The sequence below is a fragment of the Streptomyces sp. DvalAA-14 genome, from assembly GCF_900091855.1.
GTDB lineage: Bacteria > Actinomycetota > Actinomycetes > Streptomycetales > Streptomycetaceae > Actinacidiphila.
Map to the genome: position 1 here is coordinate 1 of NZ_FMCH01000323.1, position 11,715 is coordinate 11,715.

General features: G+C 75.6%; 10 protein-coding genes and 1 pseudogene. 1 reads left to right on the top strand and 10 read right to left on the bottom strand.

What is annotated here, in order from left to right; all coding sequences use genetic code 11:
• Positions 1-1,935, top strand: a 1,935-nt coding sequence (locus GA0115240_RS16125) for an ABC transporter substrate-binding protein (protein WP_093737365.1), incomplete at its 5' end; no start/stop codon positions are given.
• Here GA0115240_RS16125 and cobC read toward each other — a convergent pair.
• The 10 genes and pseudogenes from cobC to GA0115240_RS16180 form a co-directional block, all read right to left on the bottom strand.
• The gene (gene cobC, locus GA0115240_RS16130; RefSeq protein WP_237554923.1) at positions 1,910-3,004 is read right to left on the bottom strand and encodes an Rv2231c family pyridoxal phosphate-dependent protein CobC; all 1,095 of its coding nucleotides are present in this window, start codon (positions 3,002-3,004) and stop codon (positions 1,910-1,912) included. The genes GA0115240_RS16125 and cobC overlap by 26 nt on opposite strands.
• Positions 2,988-3,878: a sirohydrochlorin chelatase gene (locus GA0115240_RS16135; RefSeq protein WP_093737367.1), complete on the bottom strand. Its 891-nt coding sequence runs from the start codon at positions 3,876-3,878 to the stop codon at positions 2,988-2,990. The genes cobC and GA0115240_RS16135 overlap by 17 nt, the downstream gene beginning before the upstream one ends.
• A complete protein-coding gene (locus tag GA0115240_RS16140) occupies positions 3,875-4,510 on the bottom strand; it encodes a precorrin-8X methylmutase (RefSeq protein WP_093737372.1) in 636 nt (211 codons plus the stop codon). Before GA0115240_RS16140 ends, GA0115240_RS16135 begins: the two co-directional genes overlap by 4 nt.
• A 26-nt stretch (positions 4,511-4,536) precedes the next feature.
• Positions 4,537-6,337 (bottom strand): annotated as a pseudogene (gene cobJ, locus GA0115240_RS38180) (precorrin-3B C(17)-methyltransferase).
• The gene (cbiE, locus tag GA0115240_RS16155) at positions 6,334-7,590 is read right to left on the bottom strand and encodes a precorrin-6y C5,15-methyltransferase (decarboxylating) subunit CbiE (protein WP_093737373.1); all 1,257 of its coding nucleotides are present in this window, start codon (positions 7,588-7,590) and stop codon (positions 6,334-6,336) included. Before cbiE ends, cobJ begins: the two are co-directional and overlap by 4 nt.
• Positions 7,591-7,594: 4 nt before the next feature.
• Entirely contained in the window at positions 7,595-8,395 is an 801-nt protein-coding gene (cobM, locus tag GA0115240_RS16160; RefSeq protein ID WP_093737368.1) for a precorrin-4 C(11)-methyltransferase, read from the bottom strand.
• Complete coding sequence (gene cobI, locus GA0115240_RS16165) at positions 8,392-9,132, bottom strand: precorrin-2 C(20)-methyltransferase (protein ID WP_093737369.1); 741 nt, start codon at positions 9,130-9,132, stop codon at positions 8,392-8,394. Before cobI ends, cobM begins: the two co-directional genes overlap by 4 nt.
• Entirely contained in the window at positions 9,117-10,475 is a 1,359-nt protein-coding gene (locus GA0115240_RS16170; RefSeq protein WP_093737370.1) for a cobyrinate a,c-diamide synthase, read from the bottom strand. Before GA0115240_RS16170 ends, cobI begins: the two co-directional genes overlap by 16 nt.
• The gene (gene cobO, locus GA0115240_RS16175) at positions 10,472-11,077 is read right to left on the bottom strand and encodes a cob(I)yrinic acid a,c-diamide adenosyltransferase (RefSeq protein ID WP_093737371.1); all 606 of its coding nucleotides are present in this window, start codon (positions 11,075-11,077) and stop codon (positions 10,472-10,474) included. Before cobO ends, GA0115240_RS16170 begins: the two co-directional genes overlap by 4 nt.
• The coding region (locus GA0115240_RS16180) for a vWA domain-containing protein (protein ID WP_141708855.1) at positions 11,077-11,715 on the bottom strand (639 nt) is incomplete at its 5' end. The genes cobO and GA0115240_RS16180, both read right to left, overlap by 1 nt.

Consider the following 11,715-nt stretch of genomic DNA (forward strand, 5'->3'; position numbering starts at 1 on the left):
ACGTCCCGGCCGCCGGCGCCGTCTGCCCTCGGCACCCCGCCGCCGTCCGACCGCCCGCACCCCCCGATCCCCGTCCCGGCGCCGGACGGCAACGGCAACGGCACCCGCAACCGCGCCCGCCGCCGCTGGATCGCGGTCGGCGCGGGTGCCGCGGTCCTGGCGCTCGGCGTCGGCCTGATGGCCGTCTTCGCCTCCCTCCCCGGCCAGGACGACGGCCGCCACCACCACGACGCCGGTCGGCACACCACCGCGCCGCCCGTGCGGAACGCCGCCCTCCAGCTGCACGGCGGCAAGGAAGGCAGCGGCTTCAACGGCGGCCTCGGCGCCGTGGTCCGGCCCTCCAGCACCAAGGGCGGCACGCTGCGCCTCGTCGCCGACTTCCCACCGGCCGGCATGCTCGATCCCGCCGCCAGTTACGACACCACCTCCTGGGATCTACAGCGTCTCTACCTGCGCAAACTCGTGGACTACGCGCCCGCCCCCGGCCCCGGCGGGCGCAGGCTCGTCGCCGACCTCGCGACCGACACCGGCGAGGTCAGCCCGAACGGGCTGACCTGGACCTTCCATCTGAAGCCGCGGCTGACCTTCGACAACGGCACCCCGATCACGTCCCAGGACATCAAGTACGGGATCGAGCGCACCTTCGACCGCGCCGCCTTCAGCGGCCCCTCCTACTTCGTGGACCTGCTCGACCAGGGCCAGCACTACCCGGGCCCGTACAAGGACAGCGACCCGGACAGGCTCGGCCTGCGCTCGGTGGCGACACCCGACGACGCGACCGTCGTCTTCACCCTCGCCAAGCCGTTCGCCGACTTCCGCTATGTGCTGGCGCTGTCCATGGGCGCCCCGATCCCGCAGGCGGCGGACACCGGCGACGGCAAGGACTTCCGGGACCATCCGGTCGGCAGCGGCCCCTACAAGGTCGCCGCCTACGATCCGGGCACATCGCTGGAGCTGGTGCGCAACCCGTTCTGGAAGCAGTCCACCGACACCATCCACTCGGCGCTGCCCGACCGCATCGACCTGACGTTCCTGGCCGACCAGGCCGCCGTGGACAACGCGGTGCTGAGCGGCACCGCCGACCTGGACATCGACGCCAGCGGGGCCGGCGACGCCACCGTGACCAAGATCCTGGCCGACGACCGGCTCAAGGCCGACACCGATCTGGTCTACAGCGGCGCCACCCGTTTCCTGAGCCTGCAGACCTCGGTCGCGCCCTTCGACAACGAACAGTGCCGCCAGGCCGTGCAGTACGCCGTCGACCGCGCCGCGGTGCGCACCGCCTTCGGCGGTCCGAACAGCGGCGATGTGGCCACCACGATGCTGCCGCCGACCACGGACGGCCACGACCCCGACGCGACCCCGTACGGCACCGCAGCCGGCCTCGCCGATCCCGACGCCGCCACCACCAGCCTGGCCGGCTGCGGCGCGCCGGACGGCTTCGGTGTCACGCTGGCCGGCATCAACAGCGCCAAGACCGAGGCCGCGATGCAGGCGATCCGCAGCGCCCTCGCGGACGTCGGCATCAAGGTCAAGGTCACAGCGGTGGACGCCACCGCCTTCTACGACACCCTGCAGTCCCCGGCACGGCTCAAGAGCAAGAACTGGGGCATGGTGCTGACCAGTTGGTCCGCCGACTGGCCCACCGGCGGCGGCTTCCTGCGGGCCCTGATCCAGCCCGGCAGCCCCACCGACTACGCCGGACTCGACGACCCCGGCGTCAACACCGCGGTCGACCGGGCCGGCGCCCAGACCGATCCGGCCCGGGCCACCGCCGCCTGGAAGGCCATCGACCGGCAGGTGATGACCGCGTCCACGATGGTGCCGCTGCTCTACGAGCGGCACCTGACCTACCACTCGCCCCGGCTCACCAATGTCTACGAGCACCAGGTGCTCGGCGGCGTCGACCTCACCGCCCTGGGCGTCGAGCCGTAGCAGCGGCCAGGGCGGCGACGAAGCCGTCGGTGGTACGGCGGTCGCGGACCGCGATCCGCAGCCAGTCCGGGCCGAGGCCCGGGAAGGTGTCGGCGCGGCGCACCGCGTAGCCCAGCTCACGCAGCCGCAGCCGGACCCCGGCCGCGCCCGGCAGCCGGAGCAGCACGAAGGGCGCCGCCGGAGCGTCGCCCGCCACCGCCACCTCCACTCCCGCCCCCGCCGGATCCGCCAACTCCCGCAGCCGGCCGAGGAGATACCGGCGGTCCGCATCGACCGTCCCGGCCGCCCGCTCCGCCTCGGCCAGCGCCGCGGGCTCCATGCAGGCCCGCGCCGCGGCCAGCGCCGGCGTCGACACCGCCCACAGCGGCTGCGCCCGCGCCAGCAGGGTGATCACCTCCGGCTCGCCCAGCACGTATCCGATCCGCAGGCCGGCCAGCCCCCAGGTCTTGGTCAGGCTGCGCAGCACCAGCAGGCCCGGTACCGCCCGCCGCCCGGCCAGGGACTCCCGCTCGCCGGGCACCGCGTCCATGAACGCCTCGTCCACCACCAGGGTGCGGCCGGGGCGGGCCAACTGCCGTAGCAGCGCCGCCGGATGCAGCACCGAGGTCGGGTTGGTCGGATTGCCGACGACCACCAGATCGGCCGCCGCCGGCACCGCCGCGGGGTCCAGCCGGAAGCCGTCCGCTTCGGTCAGCAGCACCCGCTCGACCGGGTGCCCGGCGGCGCGCAGTGCCGCCTCCGGCTCGGTGAACTGCGGGTGCACCACCACGGCGTGACGCGGCGTCAGCGATCGCGCGAGCAGGACGAACGCCTCCGCGGCGCCCGAGGTCAGCAGCACCTCCGGATCCGGCCGGCCGTGCCGGGCGGCCACCGCGTGCCGGGCCGCCCGGCCGTCCGGATAGGCGGCAAGTCCGGTCAGCGACGCGGCGATCCGCTCGGCCAGCCACCGCGGCGGCGTCCCGGTACGGACGTTGACGGCGAGGTCGACCAGACCGGCCCCGACCTCGGCGTCCCCGTGGTGCCGCAGGTCGAAGTCGCCGGGCGCGGCCGGGTCAGCGGGTGTGCGCATGCGGGTGGCCATGGGTGTGGGCCGGGTCGTCCGGATGGTGGTGCGGCTGCTGCGGGGCGCCGACCCGGTCCTCGAAGCCGGGCATCTTGATCCGGTAGACGCACGAGTCGCAGTTCATCCGCAGATCACCCCCGAGCGTCTCCCGATAGCGCTCCATCACCAGGTCGGCCAGCTCCGGTTCGGGCCCGATCACGCCGGCGCAGCGCACCTGCGGCCCCTCGTGCGCGCCCGCCCACGCGGCGGCCTGGTCCCGCACCCGGTCCGGCAGCACCCCGGGGAACAGGAAGTACGGCAGGACCACCACCCGGCGTGCGCCCAGCAGCCGGCAGCGGTCGAGGCCGGCCGGCACGGACGGCTCGGCCAGCGAGACGAAGGCGGTCTCCACGCCCGCGTAGCCGCGGCCCTCCCACAGCAGCCGCGCCACCTTGAACACCTCGGCGTTGGCGTCCGGATCGGTGGACCCGCGGCCCACCAGCAGCACCGTGGTCTGCGCCCGGTCCGCCCCGTCCAGCGCCTCGTCCACCCGCCGCTCCAGCACGGTGAGCAGGTTCGGGTGCGGGCCCAGCGGGCGCCCGTAGGCGTACGACGTGCCCTGGTGCCGCTGCTCCTCGCGGGCCAGCGCGGCCGGGATGTCGCCCTTGGCGTGTCCGGCGGACACCAGCACCAGCGGCACCGCGGCGAACTCCCGCACGCCCGCGGCCACCATGTCCCGTACCGAGTCCGCCAGCGGCGGCGGCGACAGCTCGATGAAGCCGCCGCCCACCGGCAGTTCGGGGTGCGCCGCGCCGAGTTGGGCGACGAAGGCGCGGAAGGCGTCGGCGCCGGCCTCGTCACGGGTGCCGTGGCCGACGATCAGGAGGGCGGGGGGATTCACTGGGCGTTCTCCTCGAGGTGCGTAGCGGCTTCGGGTGCCGCGTCCGGCGCGGGCTCCGCCAGCGGGTACGGGACGTAGAGCAGGGCGTTGAGCGCTGCCGCGGCGACCGCGGAGCCGCCCTTCTCCGACAGGTTGCTGACCGCGGGCAGTCCGGACGCCCGCAAGTGCGCCTTGCTCTCGGCCGCGCCCACAAAGCCGACCGGCAGCCCGATCACCAGTGCCGGGGCCGCGTCCAGCGCCAGCAACTCCTCCAGAGCGGTGGGCGCGTTGCCGATCACCCACACCGCGCCGGGCCCGACCTCGGCGTACGCCAGCCGGATCGCGTGCGCGCTGCGGGTCAGCCCGGCACCGGCCTGCGCGCCCGCGAGCCGGCAGAGCGCCGGGCGGGCGGTGATGCCCGCGGCCACCATCTCGACATCCGCGACGATCGGGGCCCCCGCGTGCAGCGCGGTGTGCGCCTGCCGCAACTGCTCCTCGTCCGCGACCAGATCGGCGGCGTACTCCAGGTCGGCGCTGGCGTGGATCACCCGCTCCAGCACCGCGCGGCGCAGCGGCGGCAGCGCGGAGGTGTCCAGGCGGGAGCGCAGGATGCGGTACGACTCCTGCTCGATGGGGTGGATCGTACGGCGCACGCGGCGGCTCCAGGGGGTGGTCGGGATCACGACTGCCAGCGGTAGCCGCGCGGGGTGACCATCCGGCCGGCGATCTCCCGGCTGGCGGTATTGCCGACGGTCACGACGGTGACCATGTCGACGGTCGTCACGTCCAGGGCGGCCAGGGTGGTGACCTCGGCGCGCTCGTCCGGCCGGGACGCGGCGTGTACGACGCCGACCGGGGTGGCCGGGGCGCGGTGCCCGGCCAGGATCGACAGCGCCTTGGGGAGCTGCCAGTCGCGGCCCCGGCTGCGCGGGTTGTAGAACGTCACCACCAGGTCGGACTCGGCGGCGGCCCGCACCCGGCGCTCGATCACGTCCCACGGGGTGTGCAGGTCGGACAGGCTGATCGACACATGGTCGTGGCCGAGCGGGGCGCCCAGCAGCGCGGCGGCGGCCAGCGCGGCGGTCACGCCGGGGACACCCACCACGTCGATGTCGTCGCCGGCCTCGGCCAGCGCCGGCGAGGCCATGGCGTAGACCCCCGCGTCCCCGCTGCCGATCAGGGCGACCGCGTGCCCCGCGCGGGCCTGCGCGACGGCGCTGCGGGCCCGCTCCTCCTCGGCGCCCAGCCCCGACTCCAGTACCCGGGTGCCGGGCGCGAGCAGGTCGCGGACCTGGTCCACGTACTGGTCCAGCCCCACGACCACCGAGGCCCGCCGCAGCTCCGCCACCGCCCGCGGCGTCATCAGGTCCCGCGCCCCGGGGCCGAGGCCCACCAGGGCCAGCCGCCCGCGCGGCCGGCGGCGCGCGACGGCCACCGTGGCCATCGCCGACTTCCGCTTCTGCACGACGAGTTCACCGCCGGGCGCCCCCAGCAGCGCGGCCGCCTCCGCCACGGACGGCGTCCCCACCGCGGCGAGCGGCGCGGCCGACGGATTCGGTACGGCGACCTGCGCCAGGTCCGCCGCCGCATACGTCAGCAACGGCACCCCCAGCCTCTCGGCGGCCCCGACGATCCCCGCCTCACCGGCCTTCGCGGCAACCGTCGCCAACGCGACCACACTCCGGGCCGCGAGCCCCGCCGCCGCCAGACTCCCTTCCACCAGCCCGACAACCTCCGCCACCCCCACCCCCCGACTCGCCCCGACCCCGACCACCAACGAGGGCGGCCGCACCACCACGGTGCGCGCACCGCCGCCCACCATCCGATCGGTCACCCACACCAGGTACCCCGGCGAAGGCGGGGACGGGCTCGTCCCTCTGGTCCGCCGCGGCGGTGGGGAGCGGGGTGGCGGGTGTCGGCGGTGCCGTGCCGGCGGGTGCGGTGGGGGAGGCCGGTTCTGCCGGGACCCCCGCGGGGGCGGGAGGCTCCGGGGTGAGGGGGAGCGGGGGCAGGGGCCAGACCGCGTCGGTGCGGAGGGTGACGGGTTCGCCGTCCAGCAGGGCGCGGGTCACCGCGGGGAGGGCGCCCTCGGCGGGGTAGGGGAGGAGATCCAGAGCCGGGAGGCCGGCCGCGTCGGTGGCCGTGGTGATGACGGGGGCGGTGCCGAGGAGAGGGGTCAGGGCCGCCGCCAAGGCATTCGCGGCGGAGGCGTGGCCGCCGAGGAGGGCGATCGCGTGGCGGTGGGCCTCGTCGACGGTGACCACCGCCGGGTCGGCCTGCTTGGTGGTCAGCAGCGGGGCGAGCAGCCGGACGGCCGCGCCGGTCGCCAGGAAGAGGACCAGCTGGTCGCACTCCGCGAAGGCGGCCGGCAGCACCTCGCGGACCGGGCCGTCGTACCGCCGGGTCCGGTCCGGCCAGGCGGCCGCCAGCCGCTCGCAGCCGCGTCGCCCTGCCGCCGTCGCCGAGATGAGCCCGATCATGCGTGCGCCCCTTCCACCACCGCGGGGCGGCTGCCCCACAGAACGAACACCGGATTGCCGGCCGCCAGCCGGACGACCTCGCCGGGCAGCGGCGCCAGCCGGGAGGACTGGAGCAGCACCCCGTCCGGTACCAGGCCGGCCGACCGCAGCGCGGCCCGCACCTCGGCCACCCGGTCCACCGCCGCCAACGTCACCACGACGCAGCGCCGCGCGCGCCGCCCGCACTCCGCCACGATCGCGGCCAGCTCTTGCCCGCCGCCGCCGACGAACACCGCGTCGGGATCGGGCAGTTCACCGAGCACCTCCGGCGCGGCGCCGCAGATCACGGCGACGTCCACCCCGTGCGCGGCGGCGTTGGCCCGCACCCGGGCCGCGTCCCGCGGATCACGCTCGACCGCGACCACCGCCGCGCCGAACCGCGCGCACTCCACGCCCACCGAGCCGGAGCCGGCCCCGATGTCCCAGACCAGCTCGCCCGTGCGCGGCCCGAGCCGGGCCAGGGCGAGGGCGCGGACCTCGGCTTTGGTGACCATCGAGTCGCGGTGCGCGAACGCGTCCTCGGGCAGCGCCCAGCCGGCCGGCGCGGGCGGCGGGCCGGCCAGCGTACGGGGCCGCGCGGCCACCAGCTCCCGCTGCGGGCCGAGGCACAGCACCACGGACACCGCGTCGGGCCAGTCGCGTCCGGCGGCGGCCCGGGGGGAGAGCCGCTGCACGGTCTCCGACTCCGTGCCGAGCCCGGCGGCGACCACCAACTCCCGGGTGACGCCGGCCCGGTCCAGCGCCGCCGCCAGTTCCCCGGGCCCGGCGCCCGGCCCGGTCAGGACCGCGACTTTGCGGTGCGCCCGGCAGACGTTCACCGCGGTGCGCAGGTCGCGTCCGTGGGCGCTCACCACCACGGCGTCGTCCCAGCTCAGGCCCAGCCGGGCGAAGGCGACCGCGACCGACGGCGACGAGGGCCGTACCTCCAGCGCGGCCGGCCCGAACCGCTCGCCCAGCGCGCGGACGATGCCGAAGAACCCGGGGTCGCCGGACGCCAGCACCACGACCGGTCCGCGGCCTTCCGTGAGGTGCGCCTCGATCGCGTCGAGGGCGGGCGCCAGCGGCCCGAGCACCAGCCGCCGGACTCCGGCGGGCCATGCGGCGGACTCCAGATGGCGTGCCGCGCCCACCACCAGACCCGCGTCCGGCACCGCGTCGCCGTCCGGCAGCGACGGCGCGGGTCCGCCGGTACCCGCGCCGACAACCGTGATCACCCGTTCAGCCACGGGACTCGCGCAACTCACGCCGAGCGGCCGGGTCGGCCCGCCGGAAGCCGTGGAAGTGCCCCGGGTGGTAGAGATGCGAGCGGGTCCCGGACGCCGACAGCGCCGGCCCCACCAGGAAGAGCGTGTGCTTCCACAACTTGTGCGCCTTGACGGTCTCTTCGAGCGTCGCGATCGTGCAGCGCAGCAGCAACTCCTCCGGCCAGGTCACCTGGTGGGCGACCAGCACCGGGGTGTCGGTGGGGTAGCCGCCCTCCAGCAGCTCCGCGGCGAGCTGCCCGGACCGCGCCGCGGACAGGAACACCGCCATCGTCGTGCCGTGCCGGGCGAACTCTCGCACCTCCTCGCCGGGCGGCATCGGCGTCTTGCCGCCGCCCAGCCGGGTCAGGATCACCGACTGCGCCACCTCCGGGATCGTCAACTCCCGCCCGGCCAGTGCCGCGACCGCCGAGAACGACGACACACCCGGCACGATTTCCACCTCGATGCCGAGCGCGCCGCACCGGTCGACCTGCTCCTGGGTGCCGCCCCACAGCGCCGGGTCGCCGGAGTGGATCCGCGCCACCTTCAAGTCCTCGCGGTGCGCGCGGCCGTAGACCGCCACCACGTCCTCCAGCGACATCGTCGCCGAGTCGAGGATCTCCGCGCCCTGCCGGGCGTGCCGCAGCACCTCGGCCTGCACCAGGCTGGCCGCCCAGATCACCACATCGGCCTCGGCGATGGCCCGGGCCGCCCGGAAGGTCAGCAGATCCGCCGCTCCCGGGCCCGCGCCCACGATCGTCACCTTGCCGCTCACAGCTTTCCTCCCCGGCCGCCGTCGCGCCGGGCGGGCGCGATCAGTGTGGACAGATACGGCAGTGGTCCGTCGGGCAGTTCGGCCGCCGACCGGATCGACTCCTCGGGCAGCCCCAGCGAACTGCCCCAGACCGCGCCCTCGGTCCGCCCGGTCGCCCGCAGCGCCGCGGCGACCTCCGCGGCCAGCCGGCCGAACTTGTAGGCCACGACCGTGCCGGGACCCTCCAGGGCGTCCTTGAGCACCGCGGCCCCCGCCGTCACCGGCACCAGCGTCAACGGCTCGGTGCCTTCGGCCAGTACGGCCCCGCTGCGCGCCGCCAGATCCTGCATCGCGGTGATGCCCGGCACCGTCTCGACCGTCAGCGGCTCACCGTCGCCGAGCAGTCCGGACACCGTGCCGGCCAGATAGGTGAACGTCGAGTACACATTGGGGTCGCCGATGGTGGCGAACGCCACCGTGCCGTGCGCGCGCAGCAGTTCGGCGACCCGGGCGCCCGCGGCGTCCCAGGCGGCCTCCCGGCGGGCCCGGTCGGTACGTTCGTTCAGCGCGAACACCACCCGCACGACGGCGGATTCGGGCACGTAGTGCCGTACGGTCGCCTCGGCGCGGCCGAGTTCGCCGCTGTCCATGACCGGGACGACCACGGCCCCCGCGGCCCGCAGGACGCGCACGCCCTTCACGGTCACCAGTTCGGGGTCGCCGGGTCCGACCCCGACGCCGGTCAGTCGCATGGCCATGGGGCACACCTCTCGACGAAACGCCGGGCCAGGGACGGCTCGGCTGCCCAGTGCACATGCAGGTAGGAGGCATGCACGTTGTTCTCCGCGAAGCCCTCGGTGCGGCGTTCGGGATGCGTGAAGCCCCAGGCCGGGTGGCGGCCGCCGGCCGGCTCCAGCCGGGTGCGGTGGAACTCGTGGCCGCGCAGCCGGGTGCCGGCCGCCGCCAGGACGCTGTCGCCGAGCGCGACCGCTTCCCGGTAGCCCAGGGTGAGGCGGTCGGTCATGGTGGCGGTGGCGTCCAGCACACCGCACATGGGGACGCCGTCCAGGTCCCGCGCCAGGTAGAGCAGGCCCGCGCATTCGGCCGCGATCGGACCGGGGAAGGCGGCGATCTCCTTGCGGAGGCGGGTGTTGGCGGACAGGGCGTCGGCGTGGAGTTCGGGGAAGCCGCCGCCGAGCACGACCCCGGCGGCGCCCGCCGGGAGGGTTTCGGCGGCGAGCGGGTCGAACGGCGCCACGTCCGCGCCGGCGGCGGCCAGGAGTTCGGACTGCTCGCGGTAGCCGAAGGTGAAGGCCGGGCCCGTCGCCATGGCGACCACCGGGCGCGCACCGTGCGGGACCTCCGGCCGCGACACCTGGGGGTCCCACGGCTGCTCGGACAGCGGCGGCGCGCTGCGGGCCAGCGCCAGCAGGGACTCCAGGTCGCAGGACGCCCGGACGCGCTCGGCCGCGGCGCGGACCCAGTCGCCCGCCTGGACGGCCCGCTCGGCCGCGGGCACCAGGCCCAGGTGCCGGGACGGGACGTGCAGGTCGGGCGCGCGGTGGAGGGCGCCGAGGACGGGCACGCCGGCTTCGTCGAGGGCGGCCCGGAGGACCTCCTCGTGACGGGGTGAGCCGACCTTGTTGAGGATGACACCGCCGAGCCGCACCGCCGGGTCCCAGGAGGCGAAACCGTGCACCAGGGCGGCGACCGAGCGGGCCTGCGAGGAGGCGTCCACCACCAGGACCACCGGCGCGCGCAGGAGTTTGGCGACCTGCGCGGTGGAGGCGAGCTCGCCGTGTCCGGAGGCGCCGTCGAACAGGCCCATCACGCCTTCCACCACTGCGAGTCCGCAGCCCGCCGCGCCGTGCAGGAACAGCGGGGCGATCTGGTGCGTCCCGCACAGGTAGGGGTCGAGATTGCGGCCGGGACGGCCGGTGGCGAGGGCGTGGTAGCCCGGGTCGATGTAGTCGGGGCCGACCTTGTGCGGGGAGACGGCGAGGCCGCGTCCGGCGAAGGCCGCCATCAGGCCGGTGGCGACCGTGGTCTTGCCGCTGCCCGAGGAGGGCGCGGCGATCACCAGACGCGGGACGGAGGTCACCACTCGATCCCCTTCTGGCCCTTCTGGCCCGCGTCCATGGGGTGTTTGACCTTGGTCATCTCGGTGACGAGATCGGCCGCCTCCACCAGCGCGGCCGGCGCGTTGCGGCCGGTGATCACCACGTGCTGGCTGCCGGGCCGGTCCCGCAGCACCGCCACCACCTCGGCGGTGTCCACCCATCCCCAGTGCATCGGATACGCGAACTCGTCGAGCACGTACAGCTGGTACGTCTCGGCCGCCAGATCCCGCTTGACCTGCGCCCACCCCTCCCGGGCGGCCTCCTCGCTGCTCACCTCCTGCTCGACGGTCCGCTGCACCCACGACCAGCCCTCGCCCATCTTGTGCCAGGCGACCGTGCCGCCCTCGCCGGAGGCGCCCAGCACGCGCAGGGCCCGCTCCTCACCGACCTTCCACTTGGCCGACTTCACGAACTGGAACACCCCGATCGGCCAGCCCTGGTTCCAGGCCCGCAGCGCGAGACCGAACGCGGCCGTCGACTTGCCCTTGCCCACGCCGGTGTGCACGATCGTCAGCGGCCGATTGCGCCGCTGACGGGTCGTCAGACCGTCCGCCGGCACCACACTCGGCTGTCCCTGCGGCATCAGGCGGCCCTCCGTACGTCCTTGACGAGCGCGGACACGGTGTCCGCCCGCAGCTCCCGCAGCGTCACCGCGACGCCGCCCAACTCCTCCGCGAGCGAGGCCGCCAGGCCGAGCCGGACCGGGCCCGACTCGCAGTCCACCACCACCGCGGCGGTACCCGCGGCGGCCAGCAGCCGGGCGGCCCGGGCGGCGAGTGCCACCGGTTCGGGGCCGCCGGTCGCCCGGCCGTCGGTCACCACGACCAGCAGCGGCCGGCGCGAGGCGTCCCGCAACCGCTCGATCCGCAGCACCTCGTGCGCCTTCAGCAGCCCGGCGGCCAGCGGTGTGCGGCCACCGGTCGGCAGCTTCGCCAGCCGCGCGGCGCCGGTGTCCACCGAGGAGGTCGGCGGCAGCGCCAACTCGGCGGTGGCGCCCCGGAAGGTGATCAACCCGACTTTGTCGCGCCGCTGGTACGCGTCCAGCAGCAGCGACAGCACCGCGCCCTTGACCGCGCCCATCCGCTGCCGCGCCGCCATCGAGCCGGACGCGTCCACCACGAACAGCACCAGATTGCCCTCGCGGCCCTCGCGTACGGCCTGCCGCAGATCGTCGCGGCGCACCACCAGCCCGGGTCCGCTGCGGCCGCGGGCCCGCTGGTG

Coding starts and splice junctions, on each gene's coding strand:
- cobC (WP_237554923.1), bottom strand. CDS start 3,004: ATGCGCACACCCGCTGACCCGGCCGCGCCCGGCGACTTCGACCTGCGG.
- cobI (WP_093737369.1), bottom strand. CDS start 9,132: ATGGCCATGCGACTGACCGGCGTCGGGGTCGGACCCGGCGACCCCGAA.
- cobO (WP_093737371.1), bottom strand. CDS start 11,077: ATGCCGCAGGGACAGCCGAGTGTGGTGCCGGCGGACGGTCTGACGACC.